The sequence below is a fragment of the Pseudomonas resinovorans NBRC 106553 genome (assembly GCF_000412695.1).
Classification (GTDB): Bacteria; Pseudomonadota; Gammaproteobacteria; order Pseudomonadales; family Pseudomonadaceae; genus Metapseudomonas; species Metapseudomonas resinovorans_A.
Genome location: NC_021499.1, coordinates 512,979 through 534,401, shown reverse-complemented (window position 1 = coordinate 534,401; position 21,423 = coordinate 512,979). Strand labels below are relative to the sequence as shown.

Annotated in this window: 18 protein-coding genes and 1 pseudogene; 7 read left to right on the top strand and 12 right to left on the bottom strand. The window is 66.2% G+C overall.

Going from position 1 to position 21,423, the window contains the following annotated elements; genetic code table 11:
* Positions 1-56 precede the first annotated feature (56 nt).
* From PCA10_RS02370 to bioB, 9 genes are all read right to left on the bottom strand, one after another.
* The gene (locus tag PCA10_RS02370; RefSeq protein WP_016490424.1) at positions 57-1,850 is read right to left on the bottom strand and encodes an acyl-CoA dehydrogenase C-terminal domain-containing protein; all 1,794 of its coding nucleotides are present in this window, start codon (positions 1,848-1,850) and stop codon (positions 57-59) included.
* A gap of 107 nt (positions 1,851-1,957) precedes the next feature.
* Positions 1,958-3,250 carry a GGDEF domain-containing protein gene (locus PCA10_RS02365; protein WP_016490423.1) on the bottom strand — a complete coding sequence of 431 codons (1,293 nt, stop codon included), beginning with the start codon at positions 3,248-3,250 and terminating at the stop codon, positions 1,958-1,960.
* Between the two features lie 178 nt (positions 3,251-3,428).
* Positions 3,429-5,234, bottom strand: a complete 1,806-nt coding sequence (locus tag PCA10_RS02360; protein WP_016490422.1) for a phenylacyl-CoA dehydrogenase — start codon at positions 5,232-5,234, stop codon at positions 3,429-3,431.
* 279 nt (positions 5,235-5,513) lie between these two features.
* Positions 5,514-5,759 carry a hypothetical protein gene (locus tag PCA10_RS02355; protein ID WP_041770108.1) on the bottom strand — a complete coding sequence of 82 codons (246 nt, stop codon included), beginning with the start codon at positions 5,757-5,759 and terminating at the stop codon, positions 5,514-5,516.
* Between the two features lie 63 nt (positions 5,760-5,822).
* Positions 5,823-6,518, bottom strand: a complete 696-nt coding sequence (gene bioD, locus PCA10_RS02350; RefSeq protein WP_016490420.1) for a dethiobiotin synthase — start codon at positions 6,516-6,518, stop codon at positions 5,823-5,825.
* A gap of 1 nt (position 6,519) precedes the next feature.
* Positions 6,520-7,329, bottom strand: coding sequence for a malonyl-ACP O-methyltransferase BioC (gene bioC, locus PCA10_RS02345; RefSeq protein WP_016490419.1), 810 nt, complete (start codon positions 7,327-7,329; stop codon positions 6,520-6,522).
* Positions 7,322-8,047, bottom strand: a complete 726-nt coding sequence (locus PCA10_RS02340) for an alpha/beta fold hydrolase (RefSeq protein ID WP_016490418.1) — start codon at positions 8,045-8,047, stop codon at positions 7,322-7,324. The genes bioC and PCA10_RS02340 overlap by 8 nt, the downstream gene beginning before the upstream one ends.
* Positions 8,040-9,221, bottom strand: coding sequence for an 8-amino-7-oxononanoate synthase (gene bioF, locus PCA10_RS02335; protein WP_016490417.1), 1,182 nt, complete (start codon positions 9,219-9,221; stop codon positions 8,040-8,042). Before bioF ends, PCA10_RS02340 begins: the two co-directional genes overlap by 8 nt.
* Positions 9,222-9,330: 109 nt before the next feature.
* Positions 9,331-10,389, bottom strand: a complete 1,059-nt coding sequence (bioB, locus tag PCA10_RS02330; protein ID WP_016490416.1) for a biotin synthase BioB — start codon at positions 10,387-10,389, stop codon at positions 9,331-9,333.
* A 299-nt stretch (positions 10,390-10,688) separates the two neighbouring features.
* On the opposite strand from bioB, the gene PCA10_RS02325 reads away from it, so the two are divergent.
* The 5 genes from PCA10_RS02325 to rarD all read left to right on the top strand — a co-directional run bounded on the left by PCA10_RS02325 (position 10,689) and on the right by rarD (position 14,859).
* A complete protein-coding gene (locus PCA10_RS02325; RefSeq protein WP_016490415.1) occupies positions 10,689-10,982 on the top strand; it encodes a hypothetical protein in 294 nt (97 codons plus the stop codon).
* A 34-nt stretch (positions 10,983-11,016) separates the two neighbouring features.
* Complete coding sequence (locus PCA10_RS02320; RefSeq protein ID WP_016490414.1) at positions 11,017-11,745, top strand: ComF family protein; 729 nt, start codon at positions 11,017-11,019, stop codon at positions 11,743-11,745.
* 63 nt (positions 11,746-11,808) lie between these two features.
* Entirely contained in the window at positions 11,809-12,573 is a 765-nt protein-coding gene (locus tag PCA10_RS02315) for a TOBE domain-containing protein (RefSeq protein ID WP_016490413.1), read from the top strand.
* Positions 12,574-12,740: 167 nt separating this feature from the next.
* Positions 12,741-13,715 carry a serine/threonine protein kinase gene (locus PCA10_RS02310; RefSeq protein WP_016490412.1) on the top strand — a complete coding sequence of 325 codons (975 nt, stop codon included), beginning with the start codon at positions 12,741-12,743 and terminating at the stop codon, positions 13,713-13,715.
* Between the two features lie 256 nt (positions 13,716-13,971).
* Positions 13,972-14,859 carry an EamA family transporter RarD gene (rarD, locus tag PCA10_RS02305; protein WP_016490411.1) on the top strand — a complete coding sequence of 296 codons (888 nt, stop codon included), beginning with the start codon at positions 13,972-13,974 and terminating at the stop codon, positions 14,857-14,859.
* 99 nt (positions 14,860-14,958) lie between these two features.
* Here the strand turns inward: rarD and PCA10_RS02300 are convergent, their stop codons facing one another.
* On the bottom strand, positions 14,959-15,477 hold the full coding sequence (locus PCA10_RS02300; protein ID WP_016490410.1) for a glycine cleavage system transcriptional repressor: 519 nt from the start codon (positions 15,475-15,477) through the stop codon (positions 14,959-14,961).
* A 35-nt stretch (positions 15,478-15,512) separates the two neighbouring features.
* Positions 15,513-15,959 (bottom strand): GNAT family N-acetyltransferase, encoded by a 447-nt coding sequence (locus tag PCA10_RS02295; protein ID WP_016490409.1) that lies wholly within the window; start codon positions 15,957-15,959, stop codon positions 15,513-15,515.
* Positions 15,960-16,266: 307 nt separating this feature from the next.
* Between PCA10_RS02295 and PCA10_RS02290 the strand changes: the two genes are divergently transcribed.
* Both PCA10_RS02290 and PCA10_RS02285 read left to right on the top strand, forming a co-directional pair.
* Complete coding sequence (locus tag PCA10_RS02290; RefSeq protein ID WP_016490408.1) at positions 16,267-18,444, top strand: malate synthase G; 2,178 nt, start codon at positions 16,267-16,269, stop codon at positions 18,442-18,444.
* 339 nt (positions 18,445-18,783) lie between these two features.
* Positions 18,784-20,304 carry an NCS1 family nucleobase:cation symporter-1 gene (locus tag PCA10_RS02285; RefSeq protein WP_016490407.1) on the top strand — a complete coding sequence of 507 codons (1,521 nt, stop codon included), beginning with the start codon at positions 18,784-18,786 and terminating at the stop codon, positions 20,302-20,304.
* A gap of 594 nt (positions 20,305-20,898) precedes the next feature.
* Here PCA10_RS02285 and PCA10_RS02280 read toward each other — a convergent pair.
* Positions 20,899-21,330, bottom strand: a pseudogene (locus tag PCA10_RS02280) (response regulator); the annotation flags it as partial.
* Positions 21,331-21,423: the final 93 nt, after the last annotated feature.

Here is a 21,423-nt window from a genome sequence, read left to right as displayed (position 1 = left end):
CCTTTCACAATGGAAAAGGCCCGCGCCAGGCGGGCCTCGGACCGTCCATCGGTGCCTTACAGGGAGAAGTGCTCCGCCGGCAGCTGCATCAGGCAATCGCTGCCCGCTTCGGCCGCCAGCCGGTGGGCTTCGGTACGCGGCAGCAGGCGCTTGAAGTAGAAGTCGCAGGTGGCCAGCTTGGTCTGATAGTAGGCGCTGTCACCCTCGCCCGCCTGCCGGCTGGCGTCGGCCACCACGGCCATGCGCAGCCAGAAGTAGGCCAGGGTGATGTAGCCCGAGTACATCAGGTAGTCCAGGGCGGCGGCGCCCACTTCGTCCGGGTTCTTCATGGCGGCCATGCCGAGTTTCTGGGTCAACTCGCCCCACTGCTGGTTGAGGCGCGCCAGCTCGGCCACCTGTGCGGCAAGTCGCGGATGCTCGGCCTGGGCCTGGCAGAACTTGTGGATCAGCTTGGTGAAGCCGCGCAACAGCTTGCCCTGGCTGCCGAGCACCTTGCGCCCGAGCAGGTCGAGGGCCTGGATCCCGTTGGTGCCTTCGTAGATGGGGGCGATGCGGCAGTCGCGCACCAGTTGCTCCATGCCCCACTCGCGGATGTAGCCGTGGCCGCCGAACACCTGCATGCCGAGGTTGGTGGCCTCCAGCCCGGACTCGGTCATGAAGGCCTTGCAGATGGGGGTGAGGAAGGCCAGCAGGTTCTCGGCCTCTTCGCGTTGCTCGGCGCTGTCGCTACGGTGGGCGATGTCCAGCTGCTGGGCGGTGAAGTAGGCCAGGGCGCGGTTGCCTTCGTTGAAGGCCTTCATGGTCAGCAGCATGCGGCGCACGTCGGGATGGACGATGATCGGGTCGGCGGCCTTGTCCGGCGCCTTGGGCCCGGTGAGGGCGCGCATCTGCAGGCGGTCGTTGGCGTAGCGGACGGCGCCCTGGTAGCTGGCTTCGCCGAGGCAGAGGCCCTGCATGCCGGTGCCGAGGCGGGCATGGTTCATCATGGTGAACATGCAGTTCAGGCCCTTGTTGGCTTCGCCGATCAGGTAGCCCGTGGCGCCGTCGAAGTTCATCACGCAGGTGGCCGAGGCCTTGATGCCCATCTTGTGTTCGATGGAGCCGCAGGACACCGCGTTGCGCTCGCCCACGCCGTCGGCCGTGGGGTGGAACTTGGGCACGATGAACAGTGAGATGCCCTTGGTACCGGCCGGTGCGTCGGGCAGCTTGGCCAGTACCAGGTGGATGATGTTCTCGCTCATGTCGTGTTCGCCGGCGGAGATGAAGATCTTGGTGCCGGAGATCGCATAGCTGCCGTCGGCCTGGGGCACGGCGCGGGTCTTGATGATGCCGAGGTCGGTGCCGCAGTGGGGCTCGGTGAGGCACATGGTGCCGGTCCAGCGGCCCTCCGTGAGGCGGGTCAGGTAGGTCTGCTTCTGTTCTTCGCTGCCGTGGGCGTGGATGGCCGACATGGCGCCGTGGGTCAGGCCCGGGTACATGGCCCAGGACTGGTTGGCCGAGGCCACCATCTCGCTGATGATCAGCCCGAGGGAATGGGGCAGGCCCTGGCCGCCGTAGGTCGGGTCCGCCGCCAGGCCGTTCCAGCCGCCCTCGACGTACTGGGCGAAGGCTTCCTTGAAGCCCGTGGGGGTGGTGACCACGCCGTCCCGCCACTGGCATTCCTCTTCATCGCCCGAGCGGTTGATGGGCGAGAGCACCTGCTCGCAGAACTTGGCGCCTTCTTCGAGGATGGCGGCCACCATGTCCGGGGTGGCGTCGCTGGCGCCGAGGGCCGCATAGCTGGCCGGGTAGTCGAAGACTTCGTCGATGAGGAAGCTGATGTCGCGCAGGGGGGCCTTGTATTCGGGCATGGCGGGTTCTCCTTGAAGGGTGGCGCTCGATCCACCGACCCTACTGCGCCTCCGCCCCGCTCACAACGACGCTGCCGCTGCTGAATGCAGCGTCATAAGCTCCCGTATCAAGCCGGAGTTCGCTTCACCCGTACCGCTCCCCGACGATTCTCGCCGTGCCGGAACACCCGGTTGCGACCGGCGCTCTTGGCGCTGTAGAGGGCCTGGTCGGCCGCCTTGATCACTTCTTCCGGGGTGCGCTGTTCGGCGTCCCGTTCGGCGACGCCGATGCTGATGGTCACCGACACCGACTGGCCGCCGGCGGCGCCCCGCTTGGCGCGTCCGGCGTCGTCGTTCTTCGGCCGGGCGCCCTGGTCGCGCAGCTGCATCTGGTACTGCTCGATGGCCTGGCGCACGGCTTCCAGGTGCGGCATGCATTCGTCCATGGTCTTGCCGGAGAAGAGGATGGTGAACTCCTCGCCGCCATAGCGATACGCCTTGCCGCCGCCGCCCACCTTGCGCAGTCGACTGGCGACCAGGCGCAGCACCTGGTCGCCGACGTCGTGGCCGTAGGTGTCGTTGAATTTCTTGAAGTGGTCGACGTCGGTCATCGCCAGCACGTAGTTGCGACCGAGGCGCCGCAGCCGCTCGTTGAGCGCACGCCGACCGGGCAGGCCGGTGAGTTCGTCGCGGAAGGCCATCTGGTAGGCCTCATGGGCCACCGAGGCGGTGAGCGCGAGCATCACCATGCTGCTCATCACATGCAGGGCATGGGGCAGCATGAAGACCTTGGGCATCATCCAGAGCACGCCGAGCAGGCCCAGCAGCTGTGCGGCGTGCTGGGGGCGCGGTTGGCGCCAGTACACCAGCATCAGTGCCACCAGGGCGGCGGCGAAGGCGAGGTAGGCCAGTTGGACCAGGCGCATCCAGCTGCCGTGCAGCCAGGACCAGTGGACCTTGCCGATGAAGCCGAGCACTGCATCCGGGTAGCTGCTGCCCAGGGCCACCACCACGCCGAGCAGCGCCAGCAGCACCGCGCCACGGGCGACGAAGTCCTGCAGCAGGTGGGTGCGTTCTTCCCAGCAGCCGTACAGGCCGTAGAGCATGGGCAGCAGCAGGCTGACCAGGTGGAACACCAAGCCGGCGTCTTCCCGCACCACGCCCTCGGCCTGGTAGTAGTCCACCTGGGTATCGAGCTGGTAGTAGGCCAGGTAGACCACCAGCAGCAACGCCACCTGGCGCACCCGTCCGTAGGCCGAGCAGAAGGCGCCGCCCAGGAGCAGGAGCAGCGTCGGCAGCACATTGAACAGGGAGATGAAGAAATCGCTCAGCGCGGTCAGCGAACCCACCACGCCACCGCCCAGCACCAGCAGCAAGGGGGGCAGGAAGTGGCTGACGCGATAGGACGCACGGGGCCGCACGGGTTCTGATCCTGGATTTCGAAAGACGGGGAAATATCGAGATGGCGATATGATTGCACAGCCCGGCGACACAAGCACGGGCCGTGGCTGCGAAGTCCCGCACAAGCAGCCCAATAAACGAGAAAGCCCGCCGAATGGCGGGCTTTTCCTGTGTCGCGCTAGACCGTAGAGCCTGTTCTTAGTAGCCCAGGTCGAAGTCTTCCTCAGCCATGTCCATCAGGTTGCTTGCGCCGGACAGCATGGTTTCGACATGGGTACGGGTACGCGGCAGGATGCGCTTGAAGTAGAAGCGCGCGGTCTGCAGCTTGGCCTTGTAGAAGGCGGCGTCGCCGTCGCCGGCAGCCAGCTTCTCGGCGGCCAGGCGAGCCATGTCGGCCCAGAAGTAGGCCAGGCAGGCGTAGCCGGAGTACATCAGGTAGTCCACCGAAGCGGCGCCCACTTCCTCGCGGTCCTTCATGGCAGCCATGCCGACCTTCATGGTCAGTTCGCCCCACTCCTTGTTCAGCTTGGCCAGGGGCTCGACGAATTCCTTGACGGCTTCGTTGCCTTCGTTGGCCTGGCAGAACTTGTGCACGATCTTGGTGAAGCCCTTGAGCGCTTCGCCTTGGGTCATCAGGATCTTGCGGCCCAGCAGGTCGAGGGCCTGAACGCCGGTGGTGCCTTCGTACATCATGGAGATGCGGCAGTCGCGCAGGTTCTGCTCCATGCCCCACTCGCTGATGAAGCCGTGGCCACCGTAGATCTGCATGCCGTGGGAAGCGGACTCGAAGCCCACCTCGGTCATGAAGGCCTTGGCGATGGGGGTCAGGAAGGCCAGCAGGCCGTCAGCGGCTTTCTTCTGCTCTTCGTCCTGGCTGTGCTGGACGATGTCCACCTGCTTGGCGGTGAAGTAGACCATGGCGCGGTTGCCTTCGGCGAAGGCCTTCATGGTCAGCAGCATGCGACGCACGTCCGGGTGGACGATGATCGGGTCGGCCGCCTTGTCCGGCGCTTTCGGGCCGGTCAGGGAACGCATCTGCAGACGGTCGCGGGCGTACTTGATGCCACCCTGGAAACCGATCTCGGCGTGGGCCAGGCCTTGCAGCGCGGTACCCAGGCGAGCGGTGTTCATGAAGGTGAACATGCAGTTCAGGCCTTTGTTCGCCGGGCCGATCAGGAAGCCGGTGGCGCCGTCGAAGTTCATCACGCAGGTGGCGTTGCCGTGGATACCCATCTTGTGCTCGATGGAGCCGCAGGTAACCGCGTTTCGCTCGCCTACGGCGCCTTCGGCGGTGGGCATGAACTTCGGCACGATGAACAGGGAAATACCCTTGGTGCCGGCCGGTGCGTCGGGCAGGCGGGCCAGGACGATATGGACGATGTTGTCGGCCATGTCGTGTTCACCGGCGGAGATGAAGATCTTGGTGCCGGAGACTTTGTAGGAACCATCGGCCTGGGGCTCGGCCTTGGTGCGCAGCATGCCCAGGTCGGTACCGCAGTGCGGCTCGGTCAGGCACATGGTGCCGGTCCACTCGCCGGATACCAGCTTGGTCAGGTAGGTGTGCTTCTGCTCGTCGGTGCCGTGGGCGGACAGGGTGTTCATCGCGCCGTGGGACAGGCCGGGGTACATGCCCCAGGACCAGTTGGCCGAACCGACCATCTCGCTGATGGCCAGGCCCAGGGACTCCGGCAGGCCTTGGCCGCCGTGCTCGACGTCATGGGCCAGGCTCGGCCAGCCGCCTTCGACGAACTGCTTGTAGGCTTCCTTGAAGCCGGTCGGGGTCTTAACGCCGGACTCGCTCCAGGTGCAGCCTTCGATGTCACCCACACGGTTCAGCGGAGCGATGACTTGCTCACAGAACTTGGCGCCTTCCTCGAGGATGGCGTCAACCATGTCCGGGGTGGCGTCCTGGCAGCCAGGCAGGCTCTGATAGTGCGCGTCGTAGCCGAGCAGCTCGTCACGAACGAAGCGAATATCACGCAAGGGGGCCTTGTAATCGGGCATCGCGGTAAACCTCTGCGGTAGGTTCCTAGTTCAGCTGACCGGGGCGCCGGTCGCTTGGGGCATTCTGGTTAGTGATTGCCGAGGGCAATCAAACAGGCGTTTGAAACATACGTTTACGCCAATGCCCTGTCAAGCGCGTCGCCCGACTGACCGGTCACGTCCCTGGCAGGCGGCACGGCGCCCTGCCTACTGACAGTAAAGATCAAGAAACGACGAACGGACGTGGGGCGATGCGGGGAAGGGAGAAAGCAAAAGGGCCGCGCTAGGCGGCCCTTGGGGTCAGGCGAAGGTGTCGATGAGACTGCCGATCATCTGGTCGGTGGCCTTGGCCACCTGGCTGCCGGCCTCGGCCTGGATCTTGCCGGCCTGGAGGGCCAGCAGGATGGACGTGAGGTCCGCGGGCTGCTGCCCTTCGGTGCCGGCGACCGTGTTGCTGGCTATTTCGCCGGCGGCCTTCTGGATCATGCGCTGGCCGGACTGGATGGCGCCGAGACCGGCGCTGAAGCCGCTTCCCTGGATTTCCATGGCGATTACCAAAGCTCGATTGACGATGCCCGGCATTGAAGCAGGCGCACCGGCACAACGCAATCAGCGCGGGGCGAACGGCCCCAGCGGTGCGAGATCGAGGTAGTCGGCCACCGCCGCCGGGGTCGCCTCGGCCAGGCGCGGCACGCGGCCCAGGCAAGGGGCCGGCAGCCGTTCGCTCAGGGTGGCGAGGTTTTCCTCCAGGCGGGAGGTGGCCGGGTCCACCACGTTGGCCACCCAGCCGGCGAGGACCAGGCCGTCGCGCTGGATGGCCTCGGCCGTCAGTAGTGCATGGTTGATGCAGCCCAGGCGCACGCCCACCACCAGGATCACCGGCAGGCCCAAGGCGATGGGCAGGTCGGACAGGCTGGCGGTGCCAGCCAGGGGGACGCGCCAGCCACCGGCACCTTCCACCAGGCTGAAGTCGGCGCCCATGGCCAGGATGCGCCGCACCGGTTCGGCCAGGGCTGCCACATCCAGCGTCACGCCCGCTTCACGGGCGGCGAGGTGCGGCGCGATGGCCGGGGCGAAGGCCAGCGGGTTGACCTGTTCATAGCTCAGGGGCAGCGAGCATTCGCCCAGCAGCGCCAGGGCATCGCCATTGCGCAGGCCGTCGGCGCTGTCTTCGCAGCCCGAGGCCACCGGCTTGGCGGCGGCGGTGGACAGCCCGCGCGCCCGCGCGGCATACAGCAGGCCGGCGGCGATGGTGGTCTTGCCGATCTCGGTGTCGGTGCCGGTGACGAAGTAGGCCGCTGCCATGTCAGTCTTCCTTTTTCAATACGCCGTAGACCACCTGGTAGGTGGCCGGCAGGCCCGTGGGCTGGCGGAAACCTTCATAGGCCTCGGCCAGGGCGCGGATGCGTGCCCGCCCGGTGAGTCCGCCGGGGCGGCCGGGGTTGAGGTTGTGGGCGCCAAGGGCCTTGAGTTCGTGGGTCAGGGTGCGCAGGTCGGCGTAGTGCAGCACCTGGGGCTCGCTGCCCAGGTCCAGCGGCAGGAAGCCGCTGGCCGCGCAGAGGTCCTGGTAGTCCTCCAGGCGGCGGAAACGGTTGACGTGGACGAAGCCGTCCACCGCCTGCCAGCTGTCGCGCAACTCCTGCAGGGTCCCGACGCACAGGCTGCTGAAGGCGAACACGCCACCTGGCTGCAGTACCCGACGAGCCTCGGCGAGCACGGCGGCGAAGTCGGCGCACCACTGCACGGCGAGGCTGGAGAAGATCAGTTGCTGGGTGCCGCCGGCCAGGGGCATGTGCTCGGCATCCCCGGCCACGAAGCGGCGCGCGCCGCCCTGGGGGCGGGCATGGCGCAACATGCCTTCGGCGATGTCCAGGGCCAGGCCGTCGCTGCCAGGGAAGCGCTCGGCCAGGGCACGGGAAAAGTACCCGGTGCCACAACCCAGGTCGAGCCAGCGCTCCGGCGCGAAGCCCTGGGGCAGGCGTCGCAACAGTTCGTGGCCCACGGCCCGCTGCAGTGCGGCGACGCTGTCGTAGCTGTTGGCTGCACGGGAAAAGGACGCCGCCACTTGGCGCTTGTCCGGCAAGTGGCCGTCGGCGGCGCTGGGCGAATCAGACATCGTCACCCTCGCGCATGAAACCGAGGATGCTCGCCGCGACTTCGTCCGGTCGTTCCAGGGGCAGGCCGTGGCTGGCCTCATCGAACACTTGCACCTCGACGTCCGGCAGCCACTCCAGCAGGGCCTCGGCGGCGCCGGCGGGCACCAGTGCATCGCGCCCGCCGAAGAGGTACAGCTGCGGGCCGGCATAGCCCTGGACCGCGGCGCGGATGTCCAGCACGTCCAGCAGGCGCAAGCCGGCGTCCAGTACCTTGGGCGTGGAGGCCAGTTGGGTGACCTGCAGCTGCCGCGCCAGGGTGCGGGCATCGCGCGCGCCCTGGGCCACCAGCAGGGTGAAGCGTTTGAGGGTCTGCGCCGGGTCGAGGCGGCAAGCCTCATGGAAGGTGCTGAAGACTTCCCGAGGCATGGCGTGGGGCCAGTCGTCGCGATCGCGGAAATTCATGTTGCTGCACAGGCCGATCAGGCCACGGCAGGCGTCGCCACGGCGCGCCGCCAGTTGCGCGGCGAGCATACCGCCCAGGGACCAGCCGGCCAGCCAGCTGTCCCTGGGCAGGCGCGCGTCCAGCTCATCGAGCCAGGCACCGGACTGCTCCAGGGCCGGCAGCGGTTCGATCTCCACCGTCAGGTGCGGCGCGCGCTCCAGCAGGGCGTCGCGCAGGGGTTCGAGGGCGGCCGGGCCAATCGCCCAGCCGGGCAACAGAATCAGGCGCTCACGCATGGGGGGCATCCTCCTTCGCCAGGGTTGCCCAGCATTCGGCCAGGGCACTGAGCAAGGATTCAAGCTGTTCTTCGCTGTGGGCGGCGGAGAAAGTGACGCGCAGTCGTGCGCTACCGGCCGGAACGGTCGGCGGACGGATGGCGCCGACCAGGATGCCGCGCTCGCGCAGCAGCGCCGACAGCTTCATGGCGCGGGCGCTGTCGCCGATGAGGATTGGCTGGATAGGCGTCGGACTGTCCATCAGGGTCAGGCCGATTTCCGCGGCGCCTTGGCGGAAGCGGCTGATCAGCCGGTCCAGGTGCTCACGGCGCCAGGTTTCGCGCTGCAGCAGCTCCAGGCTCTTCAAGGTGGCGCAGGCCACGGCCGGCGGCTGGCTGGTGGTGTAGATGTAGGGACGGGCGAACTGGATCAGCGTCTCGATCAGCTCCTCGCTACCGGCGACGAAGGCACCAGCGGTGCCAAAGGCCTTGCCCAGGGTGCCGACCAGTACCGGCACATCCGCAAGACCCAGGCCGAAATGCTCGACTATCCCGCCACCGGTGGCACCCAGGGGGCCGAATCCGTGGGCGTCGTCCACCATCACCCAGGCGCCGCGAGCCTTCGCCGCCGCGCAGAGGGCAGGCAGATCGGCCAGGTCGCCATCCATGCTGAACACGCCGTCGGTGACCACCAGGGTGTTGCCTTCGGCTTTTGCCAGGCGGCTTTCCAGGCTGGCGACATCGTTGTGCAGGTAACGCGAGAAACGCGCCCCGGAGAGCAGCCCGGCGTCCAGCAAGGAGGCGTGGTTGAGGCGATCTTCCAGCACGCTATCGCCCTTGCCCAGCAGCGCGGTCACCGCCCCCAGGTTGGCCATGTAGCCGGTGGAGAACAGCAGCGCGCGCGGCCTGCCGGTGAACTCCGCCAGGGCCAGTTCCAGGTCGTGATGGGGGCCGCTGTGGCCGATCACCAGGTGCGAGGCGCCGCCACCGGCACCCCAGCGGTCGACGCCGCGTTGCAGGGCGGCCTTCACCTCGGGGTGGGCGGCCAGGCCCAGGTAGTCGTTGGAACAGAAGGCCAGCATGGGCCGGCCATCCACCACCACCTCGGGGCCCTGGGGGCTCTCGAGCAGCGGGCGCTGGCGATAGAGGTTGTCCCCATGGCGGGCTTTGAGGCGCGAGGCGAGATCGAAGGACATCGGAATGGATCACCGGTAGCGGCCGGATGACCGCGAGGGGCCATCCAGCCTGCGAAGAGGTCAGGGTCCGCATGGGGTGGATGGCGCGCGCCACCCACCCGGGGGCCCGTCAGGCGGATGCGGCGTCGTAGAACAGCTGGGAGTCGCGCTGCTCCACCAGGGCCTGCTCGATGGCGGCCTGGTGCACTTCGTCGGCGTGCTCTTCGCGCTCTTCCGGCTTGATGCCGAGGCGGGCGAACAGCTGCATGTCCTTGTCCGCCTGGGGGTTCTTGGTGGTCAGCAGCTTCTCGCCGTAGAAGATCGAGTTGGCGCCGGCCATGAAGGCCAGGGCCTGCATCTGCTCGTTCATCTGCTCGCGGCCGGCGGACAGGCGCACGTGGGACTTGGGCATCATGATCCGGGCGACCGCCAGGGTGCGGATGAAGTCGAAGGGATCGACATCCTTCTCCTCGGCCAGGGGGGTGCCCTTGACCTTAACCAGCATGTTGATCGGCACCGATTCCGGATGCTCCGGCAGGTTGGCCAGCTGGATCAGCAGGCCGGCGCGGTCGGCCACCGACTCACCCATGCCGAGAATGCCGCCGGAGCAGATCTTCATCCCCGCCTCGCGCACGTAGGCCAGGGTCTGCAGACGCTCGCCATAGGTGCGGGTGGTGATGATGTTGCCGTAGAACTCCGGCGAGGTGTCCAGGTTGTGGTTGTAGTAGTCCAGGCCTGCGTCAGCCAGGGCCTTGGTCTGATCCTGGTCCAGGCGGCCCAGGGTCATGCAGGTTTCCAGGCCGAGCTTCTTCACGCCCTTCACCATTTCCAGCACGTAGGGCATGTCCTTGGCGGACGGGTGCTTCCAGGCGGCGCCCATGCAGAAGCGGGTGGAGCCGATGGCCTTGGCGTCGGCAGCGGCCTCCAGGACCTTCTGCACTTCCATCAGCTTTTCCTTGTCCAGGCCGGTGTTGTAGTGGCCGGACTGCGGGCAGTACTTGCAGTCTTCCGGGCAGGCGCCGGTCTTGATCGACAGCAGGGTGGAAACCTGTACCCGGTTCGGGTCGAAGTGCGCGCGATGAACGGTCTGGGCCTGGAACAGCAGGTCGTTGAACGGCTGCTCGAACAGTGCCTTCACCTCGGCGAGGGACCAGTCGTGACGGGTAGCGATGGATGCGGTTGCACTCATGGAGGTTTCCTTCGACGCTTCAGGGCGCCTCTTGTCGGGGATACCCGGACGCGAAGTCAGGGAATTCAGGCTTAGGGCATCATAATTTGCGTTGTGACGCTGTCAACCAGGATCTCGACACAAGTCGACAACTGTTCACTTACTGATCAACGCATGGATACACCCAATCTCGCCCCATTCTGGTGACGGGCCGCGCCGGACTGGGCTATACCCTTGCCCAGAACCGACACCCGCGCCGCTGAACCCGGCCGTCGCAGCAGACTCAAAATGATCGTCCAACCCTCAAGGAGCTCCACTCAGTGCGTACCGAAGGATTTTTCGAGTGGCTCGGCCGGATCATCGGCACCGCCATCCGTTTCGTCGTCGATCTGCTGTCCGGCATCCTCGGCGGCTTCAGCCAGGCCATCGACGACTTCATCAATGGCCTGGCACGGGCCATCGGCATGGATGTGTCGATCTTCAGCCTGATTTTCCTGGTGATCGGCTTGCTCCTGCTCTACAGCGGGATTCGCGCCTTCATCCGCAAATCGATCATCGGCGGCCTGGTGCTGACCTTTCTCGGCCTGGTGGTGATGAGCTGGCTGATCGCCTGAACCACGGGCTCGCCCCAGTCTCAAGGAGGAGACCATGCATAGACTTCTTGCCCGGCTGCGACCGGCCTGGCTTCGCCATACCCCCAGCTGCCAGCTGTGTCGCGCCCCGGGCGGCGAGCTGGCGATCTGCACCGGTTGCGAAGCCGACCTGCCCTGGTTGACCGGGCAGTGCGTCCAATGCGCCTTGCCCCTGCCGACACAGGGCCTGCCCTGCGGCGACTGCCTGAAACGGCCGCCGGCCTTCGACCGCGTCGAAGCTCCCTGGCGCTACGCCTTCCCCCTGGACAGCCTGGTCACCCGCTTCAAGCACCAGGGCCGCTGGCCCCTTGGCCGGCTGCTGGGGGAAATGCTCGCCCGCCACCTGGCCCATGCCTTCGACGAAGGGCTGCCACGCCCCGCCTGTCTGCTGCCCGTGCCGCTGGCGGCGCCACGCCTGCGACGCCGCGGCTTCAACCAGGCGCAGATGCTCGCCCGCTGGCTCGGCGACGAACTGCGTATCCCGGTGCAGGACAGCTGGCTCCGACGCATCACCGACAGCCCGTCGCAACAGGACCTGGACGCCGCCGCGCGCCGGCGCAACCTGCGCAACGCCTTCGACCTGGGCAGCCAGGCGCAGGTGGCGGGCCTGCACCTGGCGCTGGTGGACGACGTGCTCACCACCGGCACCACCGCACACCTGCTGGCCCGCCTGTTGAAACGCGCGGGCGCGGCACGGGTGGACGTCTATTGCCTGGCCCGCACGCCGCGGCCCGGCGACCGCTGAAGGCTTGACGCAACCCGTGGAGGGGCGCAGCCTGCGCGCCAGATACCCGGACCCGCCAACGCCATGAGCCTTACCAGCGCCCTCACCCAGCAACTCACCCGCCGCCCCCAGCGCCTGGCGCTGCTGGAGCAGGTTGCCGTGCAGGGCTCCATCACCCGTGCCGCCAAGGCCGCCGGCCTGAGCTACAAGGCCGCCTGGGACGCCATCGACGAGTTGAACAACCTCGCCGAACGGCCCCTGGTTGAGCGCTCGGTGGGCGGCAAGGGCGGCGGTGGCGCGCGGCTGACCGCCGAGGGCGAGCGCCTGCTGGCCCTCTACAAGCGCCTGGAAAGCCTGCAGGCGCGCCTGCTGGAAAGCGCCGAAAGCGAGCAGGACCTGGAACTGCTGGGCCGCCTGATGCTGCGCACCAGCGCCCGCAACCAGCTGAGCGGCCGCGTACTCGCCATCGAATCCAGGGGTCGCAACGACCTGGTGAGCATCGAGCTGGCCGGCGGCTTCCACCTCGCGGCGCAGATCACCCACGACAGCACCGAGAAACTCGAACTGGCACCGGGCCGCAACGTGGTGGCGCTGATCAAGGCCGGCTGGCTGAAACTGCAAGCCGCTTCGGCAGAGGTCGACGAGACCCTGAACCAGTTGCAGGGCCGCATCGAGGAAGTCCTCGACGCCGACGACGGCCCCAGCGAGGTCCGCATCGCCCTGGCCAGCGGCCAGACCCTCTGTGCCCTGGTCGAGCCCGAACGCCTGGCGCAGCTCGGCCTCAAGGCCGGCGACCAGGTTCGCGCGCAGTTCGCCGCCAGCCAGGTCCTTCTCGGCACCGCCCTCTGAGAGCCCACCCACGATCAGCTGTGCATCGGCGCTGCTGCGTTAAGAGCAGGCTCGCAGGATCGTGAGCGGGCTCTGGCCCCCAGCCGGAAAACCCTTCGCAATGCAGTAATTCCGACGCGCAGCCGATCGTTGGGAATAGACTGGGCGCTTCACTGCCGGAGTCGCCCATGTCCCACCCTTTCGATGACCTCACCCCCGACCTCGTGCTGGACGCCGTGGAAAGCCTTGGCTACCTCAGCGATGCGCGCATCCTGGCGCTCAACAGCTACGAGAACCGCGTCTACCAGGTGGGCATCGAGGACAGCGAGCCGCTGATCGCCAAGTTCTACCGGCCTCAACGCTGGAGCGACGCCTCGATCCTTGAAGAGCACAGCTTCAGCGCCGAACTCGCCGAGTGCGAGGTACCGGTGGTGGCGCCGCTGCAGCGCGACGGCGAAAGCCTGTTCGAGCATGCGGGCTTCCGCTTCGCCCTGTTCCCCCGCCGAGGCGGCCGCGCACCGGAGCCGGGCAACATGGACCAGCTCTACCGCCTTGGCCAGCTCCTCGGCCGCTTCCACGCGGTGGGCGCCACGCGGCCCTTCGAGCATCGCGAAAGCCTGGCGGTGGAGAATTTCGGCCACCAGTCCCTGGCCACCCTGCTGGAAGGCGGCTTCATCCCACGCAGCCTGCTGCCGGCCTACGAGTCGGTGGCCCGCGACCTGCTGAAACGCCTCGACCGCCTGTTCGCCGAGGTGCGTTACCAACCCATCCGCATGCACGGCGACTGCCACCCCGGCAACCTGCTGTGCCGCGACGAGGTCTTCCATGTGGTGGACCTGGACGACTGCCGCATGGGCCCGGCGGTACAGGACCTGTGGATGATGCTCGCCGGCGAACGCCACGAACGCCTGTCGCAGCTTTCCGAACTGGTGGACGGCTACCAGGAGTTCCACGATTTCGACCCCCGCGAACTGCCACTGATCGAAGGCCTGCGCGCCTTGCGCCTGATGCACCACAGCGCCTGGATCGCCCGGCGCTGGGACGACCCGGCCTTCCCCATGCACTTCTCCTGGTTCGGCAACGAACGCTATTGGGGTGACCAGATCCTGACCCTGCGCGAACAGCTGGCGGCGCTGGACGAGGAACCGCTGAAGCTGTTCTGAGCCCTGCCTGTGTGGGGGGAATTCATTCGCCGAGGGCTGCATGGCAGCCCCCAAAGCCGCACAGGGCAGACCTTCGGCCTGCTTGGCGATTGAAATCGCCCCTACCAGGAAAGCCTCGCGAAGGATCCCGGCGTAAAGAACCCCTTACGGGTTTCACTTGCACATTCCTGCGGAAAAAACCTGAGCGCACAGACAAGCCGCAGCGGCGCCCACTAGAATGTCGGCCTATTCGTTAGCTGCCTAACAAGGACCTTCCATGGCCACCGCCGACCCGCGCCGCGGGTACATACTGGGGCTCACCGCCTACATCATCTGGGGACTCTTTCCGCTCTATTTCAAAGCCATCCAGAGCGTGCCGGCGCTGGAGATCATCGTCCACCGGGCGATCTGGTCCGCGCTGTTCGGCGCCGCCCTGCTGCTGGTCTGGAAGCACCCCGGCTGGTTCCGCGAACTGCGGGAAAACCCCAAACGCTTCGGCGTGCTCGCCGCCAGCGGCATGCTCATCGCCGGCAACTGGCTGGTCTATGTCTGGGCGGTGAACAACGGACGGATGCTGGAAGCGAGCCTCGGCTACTACATCAACCCGCTGGTGAACGTGCTGCTGGGCATGCTGCTTCTCGGCGAGCGCCTGCGGCGCCTGCAATGGATCGCCGTGGCCTTCGCCGCCATCGGTGTGGCGCAACAGATCTGGCAGGTGGGCGCGCTGCCCTGGGTCTCCCTGACCCTGGCGCTGACCTTCGGTTTCTATGGCTTGATCCGCAAGAAGGCGCCGGTGGCGGCCCTGCCCGGCCTGGTGGTGGAAACCTGGATACTGCTACCCCTGGCCATCGGCTGGCTGCTGCTGACGCCCAACGCCGAGTCCGCCCAGGCCAGTTTCTGGACGACGCCCGAGGCCCTCTGGCTGATCGCCGCCGGCCCTATCACCCTGGTGCCGCTGGTGTGCTTCAACGCCGCCGCACGCCACCTGCCCTACACCACCCTGGGCTTCCTCCAGTACCTGGCGCCGACCCTGGTGATGCTGCAGGCGATCTTCCTCTTCAACGAGCATTTCGACCCGAGCAAGCTGGTGGCCTTCGCCTTCATCTGGGCGGGCCTGGCCATCTACAGCGTCGACGCCTGGCTCACCCTGCGGCGCAATAGCTGAGGCGCCCGGAGGTTGGGTTGAGCGAAGCGAAGCCCAACATGTTCCGGCCCGACTCTGCAGTGTTGGGCCGCGCTACGCTTGGCGCCAACCTACGAACGCTCACTTCTCCTTGTGCAGGTTGAGCTCCACCATCAGGTCATCGGCCAGGGTTTCCAGCTTGGCCTGCAGTACATCCAGCGACAGGGTCAGGGGCACCGCCAACACCGCTTCGGCGTGGAACAGCGGTTCGCTGCTCATGGGCGCCGGCATCACCTCGGTGATCAGGCTTTCCAGGTTCACCCCCAGCTCCGCCAGCAGGCGGGTGATGTCGCGGACGATGCCCGGCCGGTCGTTGCCCACCAGATCCAGCAGGATCGGCTTCCAGGTGCAGGCCGGGTCGATGCCGCTCTGCGCCAGCATCACGCGGATGCCGTGGGCGTTCAGGCCCTGCAGCCCTTCCACCAGCTCGTCGTAGCCCTCGGCCGGCACCGCTACGCGCAGGATGCCGGCGAACTGCCCGGCCATGCGAGACATGCGGCTTTCCAGCCAGTTGCCGCCATGGGCGGCGATGCACTGCGCGATGCGTTCCACCAGCCCCGGCTGGTCCGGAGCTATGACGGTAAGTACCAGATGATCCACGCTCGACTCCTTATATGGGCAACCGGCGCCAGGCTTCAGGCCAGGCTCAGCCAGTAGGTGTAGTAGACGTCGTCCCGCTTGTAGCCAAGCCGTTCGTAGAGCGCCTGGCCGGCCAGGTTGGTCTTCGCGGTTTCCAGCTGGATGCCGCAGGCGCCGGTGCGTTGGGCATGGTCGCGGGCGGCGTTCATCAGGTCTTCGCCGACACCCTGACGGCGGGCGGCGGGCACTACATAAAGATCGCTCAACAACCAGGCCGGTGCCAGCGCCAGCGACGAGAGAAAGGGATAGAGCTGGGTGAAGCCCAGGGCCTCGCCAGCATCGTTGCGGGCGATGAACAGGGTCGAGTCGCCCCGCTCGAGGCGCTGTTCGAGGAAGGCCTGGATGTCGCTCAAGGGCCTGGGTACCTGGTAGAACTCCAGGTAGCCGGCAAACAGCGGCGCGAGCTGGTCGAGGTCGGCGGAGGTGACGGCGGTTACTGGCATGGACGGACTCCTGATGGAATTCGCTGGAGTATAGAGAAGCCCCCGAAACCCGCTTACAACGCCGTGCGACGGCCTGTCGCAGTTCCGTGGCAAAATAAATCGTGTACATTTTTCAGATTTAACTGGAACAAAGCGCTAGTTTTTTGCGAACATTCTGTCCGCCGTCGTGACCGTAAACCGTCTTTTAGTCGCATAGCGACGCGACCCCACTGATTTTCACGACGGCTTCATGTAGTATGCCGCGCTTCGGACTACAAGAAGGGAAAGACCCCAGTCCGAACGGATATTGAGCAGAGTGAGGCAAGCAATGACTGAGCGCGTTCAAGTCGGTGGCCTTCAGGTCGCCAGAGTCCTGTTCGACTTCGTGAACAACGAAGCCATCCCCGGAACCGGCATCGCCGCCGAGAAGTTCTGGGCCGGTGTGGAAGCCGTCATCAACGACCTGGCTCCGAAGAACAAAGCCCTCCTCGCCAAACGCGATGACCTGCAGGCCAAGATCGATGCCTGGCACCAGGCACGCGCCGGCCAGGCCCATGATGCCGTGGCCTACAAGGCGTTCCTCCAGGAGATCGGCTACCTGCTGCCGGAACCGGCCGACTTCCAGGCCACTACCCAGAACGTCGACGAAGAAATCGCCACCATGGCCGGCCCGCAGCTGGTCGTGCCGGTGATGAACGCACGTTTCGCCCTGAACGCCGCCAACGCCCGTTGGGGTTCGCTCTACGATGCCCTCTACGGCACCGACGCCATCAGCGAAGAAGGTGGCGCCGAGAAGGGCAAGGGCTACAACAAGGTCCGTGGCGACAAGGTGATTGCCTTCGCCCGCGCCTTCCTCGATGAGGCCGCGCCGCTGGAAGGCGCGTCCCACGTCGACGCCACCGCCTACGTCGTGAAGAACGGCCAGCTCGCCGTGACCCTGAAGAACGGCAGCGAAGTCGGCCTGAAGAACGCCGCCCAGTTCATCGCCCTGCAGGGTGACGCCGCCAAGCCGCAAGCCGTGCTGCTTAAGAACAACGGCCTGCACTTCGAAATCCAGATCGACCCTACCAGCCCCATCGGCCAGACCGACGCCGCTGGCGTGAAGGACGTGCTGATGGAGTCCGCGCTGACCACCATCATGGACTGCGAAGACTCGGTCGCCGCCGTCGACGCCGACGACAAGGTCGTGATCTACCGCAACTGGCTCGGCCTGATGAAGGGCGACCTCGCTGAAGCAGTCAGCAAGGGCGGCCAGACCTTCACCCGCACCATGAACCCCGACCGCGTCTACACCAAGGCCGACGGTTCCGAGCTGACCCTGCACGGCCGTTCCCTGCTGTTCGTGCGCAACGTCGGTCACCTGATGACCAACCCGGCCATCCTCGACGCCGCTGGCAACGAAGTACCGGAAGGCATCCAGGACGGCCTGTTCACCGGCCTGATCGCCCTGCACAACCTCAAGGGCAACACCAGCCGCAAGAACACCCGCACCGGCTCGATGTACATCGTGAAGCCGAAGATGCACGGCCCGGAAGAAGTCGCCTTCGCCACCGAAATCTTCGGCCGCGTCGAAGACGTGCTGGGCTTGGCGCGCAACACCCTGAAGGTCGGCATCATGGACGAGGAGCGCCGCACCACGGTCAACCTCAAGGCCTGCATCAAGGCCGCCAGCGAGCGCGTGGTGTTCATCAACACCGGCTTCCTCGACCGCACCGGTGACGAAATCCACACCTCCATGGAAGCCGGCGCCATGGTGCGCAAGGGCGCCATGAAGACAGAGAAGTGGATCGGCTCCTACGAGAACAACAACGTCGACGTCGGCCTGGCCACCGGCCTGCAAGGCAAGGCGCAGATCGGCAAGGGCATGTGGGCCATGCCGGACCTGATGGCCGGCATGCTCGAGCAGAAGATCGGCCATCCCATGGCCGGTGCCAACACCGCCTGGGTCCCGTCGCCGACCGCCGCCACCCTGCACGCGCTGCACTACCACAAGGTCGACGTGTTCGCCCGTCAGGCCGAACTGGCCAAGCGCGCGCCGGCTTCGGTGGACGACATCCTGACCATCCCGCTGGCGCCGAACACCAACTGGACCGTCGAAGAAATCCAGAACGAACTGGACAACAACGCCCAGGGCATCCTCGGTTATGTAGTGCGCTGGATCGACCAGGGCGTCGGCTGCTCCAAGGTGCCGGACATCAACGACGTCGGCCTGATGGAAGACCGCGCCACCCTGCGTATCTCCAGCCAGCTGCTGGCCAACTGGCTGCGCCACGGCGTGGTCAGCCAGGCCCAGATCATCGAGAGCCTGGAGCGCATGGCTTCGGTGGTGGACCGCCAGAACGCCAGCGACCCGCTGTACCGCCCGATGGCGCCGAACTTCGCCGACAACGTGGCCTTCCAGGCCGCGCTGGAACTGGTGGTAGAGGGCACCAAGCAGCCCAACGGCTACACCGAGCCGGTCCTGCACCGTCGTCGCCGCGAGTTCAAGGCCAAGAACGGCCTCTGATCCCGCGCTTGAAAAACCGCCCTTCGGGGCGGTTTTTTTATGCCCGGGGAAAAGCAGGTGGGAAGCCCCGCGTAACACTGCATACAAAAATTGTGTACAAAGTTCCCGCTCCTGTTCCGGACACCAGCCGCAGACAAGCTGACTTTCAAGTCAATGAAATATAAGGACAAATGCCACTACAACGAATGAAAGCCAGGCCCCACAACGCTTCCTGATGCTCACTGGCGGTGCACGCACAACGGCTATCGCCTCCTGGAAACGCCAACCCCAGGCCATGGCACGAAAATGGCTTGCATACAAAAACCACAAAAAAGTGCACACACCGTTCGCGGAGGCTCCATGGCAACTCCCCCCCTTTCCGGCGTTACCCCCCTCGACGCCCCAGCCGCCGACAGGGTAGCCCCCGGCTCCCCCTCCCTGAGTCCGCGCCTGTACAGCGCCGACCTGGCACCCACCCGCCAGGCGGGTCGCCGCTGGGGCCGCTACAGCCTGTTCGCACTCTGGACCAATGACGTCCACAACATCGCCAACTACTCCTTCGCCATCGGCCTGTTCGCCCTCGGCATGAGCGGCGCGCAGATCCTCAGCGCCATCGCCCTGGGCGCGCTGCTGATCTACGGCCTGATGAACCTCTCCGGCTACATGGGCCAGAAGACCGGCCTGCCCTACCCGGTGATGTGCCGCATCAGCTTCGGCATCCACGGCGCCCAGTTGCCGGCGCTGATCCGCGCGGTGATCGCCATCGCCTGGTTCGGCATCCAGACCTACCTCGCCTCGGTGGTCCTCAGGGTGCTGCTGCGGGCAGTCTTCCCCTCCCTCGCGGCCTACGACCAGGACTCGCTGCTGGGGCTGTCCAGCCTGGGCTGGCTGACCTTCCTCGGCATCTGGTGCGTGCAGTTGCTGATCTTCGCCTACGGCATGGAGATGGTGCGGCGTTACGAATCCTTCGCCGGCCCGGTCATCCTGGTCACGGTGGCCGCACTGGCGGGCTGGATGTACTGGCGCAGCGGCCTCTCCATCGCCTGGTCGAACGGCACCCCGGCCAGCGGCTCGCAGATGTGGCTCAAGGTGTTCAGCGGCGCGGCGCTCTGGGTGAGCCTCTACGGCACCATGATCCTCAACTTCTGTGACTTCGCGCGGAACTGCCCGGACAAGCGCACCATCAGCCAGGGCAACTTCTGGGGACTGCCGGTGAACATGCTGTTGTTCGCCCTGATCGCGGTGATCCTCGCCGGCGCCCAGTTCAGCATCGACGGCCGGCTGATCCAGAGCCCCACCGACATAGTCGCGGCCCTGCCCCACACGGGCTTCCTGGTACTCGGCTGCCTGGCCTTCCTGATCGTCACCGTGGCGGTGAACATCATGGCCAACTTCGTCGCGCCGGCCTACGTGCTGACCAACCTCGCTCCCCGCCTGCTCAACTTCCGCCGCGCCGGCCTGCTCAGCGCCACCATCGCCGTGCTGATCCTGCCCTGGCACCTGTACAACAGCCCCGGCGTGATCCTCTATTTCCTCGGCGGCCTGGGCGCCCTGCTCGGCCCGCTGTACGGGATCATGATCGTCGACTACTACCTGCTGCGCCGTGGCCGGGTGAACCTGCCCGAGCTGTACACGGAGAGTCGCGATGCCGCCTACCACTACCAGCGGGGCGTGAACCCACGGGCGCTGATCGCCTTCCTCCCGGCCGCGACGATCGCCACCCTGCTGGCGCTGCTGCCGGCCTTCGAGGCGCTGTCGCCCTTCTCCTGGTTTTTCGGTGCTGGTCTCGCCGGGCTGATCTACTACGCCATCGCCGACCGCCGTGTCGAGCATCTGGAGGTAGGTGGCGAAGGCATCGCGGTGGACAGCGTGCACCACTGAGAGTTGGGGAATGTCGGCAATCCGGTTGGAGTTCTGTAGTCCAGCTCATTTCCGAGTGGGCTGTGGGTTGCTGTTTCGCCTTCCCGGGCGAGTCCCTTTTCCAATCGTTGAAAAGGAACCAAAAAACTTGCCCCACCATTCGGGTTTGGCTTCGCCAAACTCCCCTCGATCCATCCTTGCTCCGGGACCCGCCGCGAAGGGCCATCCATGGCCCTGCGCGGCTCTCGCGGCATCCATGCCGCTCGTCCCCCTCTGCAACGATTCCACTCGGCCTCCTGAAGGGGCGTTTGCGCGGCGTCATCTTCTCTACGTCGTTACACGTCCGATCAGGCACCAGGACTGCGTCACCCCCTCTCCCTCTGGGAGAGGGGCGGGGGTGAGGGAGATATCCGCCCGCTGGGAGCCAGGTAGAACAATCACGCGATATTGCCCGCTGGGAACAGACCTCCCGGAGCCTCGCAAACACGCATAAAAAAACCGCCTTTCCCTGGCGGCTCTTTAAGCGCTTTTCAGCGCGATTACCTTCGCTTTGGTTTTCGCTTTTTCCGGCCTGGGCCTCACCTGAGGAGGTGGCGCCTTGGGTTCGGGCGGGGTGCCCAGCTCGTTGCGCACCAGGTTGCCGAGGCGGCCGAGGTCTACCGGCTTGAGCAGGAAGTCCACCACCTTCATGTGCATCGCCTCGATGGCGTCCTGCACGTCGGCGTCGCCGGAAACGATGATCACCGGCAGGCTCGCCCGCGCCGACTGGCGTACCTGGCGCACCAGCTCCAGACCGCTGCCGCATTGCATGTGGAGCTCGGTGATCATCAGGCCGATGGATGGGCGCGTGACCAGCAGTGCCAAGGCTTGCTCGCCGCTGTCGGCGGTGATGCAGGGAATGCCCTTGGCGACGAGTTCATCGGCCAGGGCATCGCGCCCGACCTCGTCGTCGTCCACCAGCAGTACGCTGGGCGGCGCGCTGGGCACGCGCATGATCTCATCAAGCGCTTGCAGCTCGGCGTCACTCAGCAGGTCACCGTAACTCATGGGTTGTCCTCGAAAGGGGCCTTCCTGGCAGGCCCAACTCCCCACTGCTGCATTAGCTTTAGCACGGGGTTCGCTGCTCGGATACGCAAATTG

Excerpts from the sequence above, each read along its gene's own strand:
- rarD (WP_016490411.1), top strand. The coding sequence starts at position 13,972 with ATGGCCACCGCCGACCCGCGCCGCGGGTACATACTGGGGCTCACCGCC.
- PCA10_RS02290 (WP_016490408.1), top strand. The coding sequence starts at position 16,267 with ATGACTGAGCGCGTTCAAGTCGGTGGCCTTCAGGTCGCCAGAGTCCTG.
- PCA10_RS02295 (WP_016490409.1), bottom strand. The coding sequence starts at position 15,959 with ATGCCAGTAACCGCCGTCACCTCCGCCGACCTCGACCAGCTCGCGCCG.
- PCA10_RS02310 (WP_016490412.1), top strand. The coding sequence starts at position 12,741 with ATGTCCCACCCTTTCGATGACCTCACCCCCGACCTCGTGCTGGACGCC.
- bioB (WP_016490416.1), bottom strand. The coding sequence starts at position 10,389 with ATGAGTGCAACCGCATCCATCGCTACCCGTCACGACTGGTCCCTCGCC.
- PCA10_RS02360 (WP_016490422.1), bottom strand. The coding sequence starts at position 5,234 with ATGCCCGATTACAAGGCCCCCTTGCGTGATATTCGCTTCGTTCGTGAC.
- PCA10_RS02355 (WP_041770108.1), bottom strand. The coding sequence starts at position 5,759 with ATGGAAATCCAGGGAAGCGGCTTCAGCGCCGGTCTCGGCGCCATCCAG.
- bioF (WP_016490417.1), bottom strand. The coding sequence starts at position 9,221 with ATGTCCTTCGATCTCGCCTCGCGCCTCAAAGCCCGCCATGGGGACAAC.
- PCA10_RS02340 (WP_016490418.1), bottom strand. The coding sequence starts at position 8,047 with ATGCGTGAGCGCCTGATTCTGTTGCCCGGCTGGGCGATTGGCCCGGCC.
- PCA10_RS02370 (WP_016490424.1), bottom strand. The coding sequence starts at position 1,850 with ATGCCCGAATACAAGGCCCCCCTGCGCGACATCAGCTTCCTCATCGAC.
- PCA10_RS02285 (WP_016490407.1), top strand. The coding sequence starts at position 18,784 with ATGGCAACTCCCCCCCTTTCCGGCGTTACCCCCCTCGACGCCCCAGCC.
- bioC (WP_016490419.1), bottom strand. The coding sequence starts at position 7,329 with ATGTCTGATTCGCCCAGCGCCGCCGACGGCCACTTGCCGGACAAGCGC.
- PCA10_RS02320 (WP_016490414.1), top strand. The coding sequence starts at position 11,017 with ATGCATAGACTTCTTGCCCGGCTGCGACCGGCCTGGCTTCGCCATACC.
- PCA10_RS02315 (WP_016490413.1), top strand. The coding sequence starts at position 11,809 with ATGAGCCTTACCAGCGCCCTCACCCAGCAACTCACCCGCCGCCCCCAG.
- bioD (WP_016490420.1), bottom strand. The coding sequence starts at position 6,518 with ATGGCAGCGGCCTACTTCGTCACCGGCACCGACACCGAGATCGGCAAG.